General features: G+C 62.7%; 1 protein-coding gene. It reads left to right on the top strand.

The window, feature by feature from the left end:
• The coding region (locus EOC06_RS43380) for a chorismate synthase (protein ID WP_245470002.1) at positions 1–537 on the top strand (537 nt) is incomplete at its 5' end.
• Between the last annotated feature and the right edge of the window lie 112 nt (positions 538–649).

Here is a 649-nt window from a genome sequence, read left to right as displayed (position 1 = left end):
GATCCGGCCTCCGTTCCGGTCTTCACTAGATATCTCGACGGCATCCGCAAGGCGGGCTCCTCGGTCGGGGCGGTGATCGAAATCGTCGCCGACGGCGTTCCGCCAGGCCTCGGCGCGCCGATCTATGCCAAGCTCGATCAGGACATCGCCTCCGGCCTGATGTCGATCAACGCCGTCAAGGGCGTCGAGATCGGCAACGGCTTCGAGGCCGCCCGCATCACCGGCGAACAGAATGCCGACGAGATGCGCATCGGCAATGACGGCAAGCCGGTGTTCTTGTCCAACAATGCCGGCGGCATCCTTGGCGGCATCTCGACCGGCCAGGCGATCGTCGCCCGTTTCGCCGTCAAGCCGACCTCGTCGATCCTGACGCCGCGAAAGTCGATCGACAAGGACGGCAGGGACGTCGAGATCATGACCAAGGGCCGCCACGATCCATGCGTTGGCATCCGCGCCGTGCCGATCGGCGAAGCAATGGTTGCCTGTGCTATCGCCGATCATTATCTGCGGCATCGGGGACAGACGGGAAGGGAATAGGGGAATAGGGGAATATGTTGCGCTCTTAGCCCGGCCGGCCAAATCTTTTTGCTTCTCCCTACTCCCGTACTGCCCTACTCCCTTATTCCCCTGCGAGCGAAGCGAGTACCCA

It is taken from the genome of Mesorhizobium sp. M7A.F.Ca.MR.362.00.0.0 (assembly GCF_004023175.1).
In the GTDB taxonomy this organism is placed as follows: Bacteria; Pseudomonadota; Alphaproteobacteria; order Rhizobiales; family Rhizobiaceae; genus Mesorhizobium.
The sequence above is the reverse complement of the archived record's forward strand: the minus strand, read 5'-3'. Positions and strand labels throughout refer to the sequence as shown.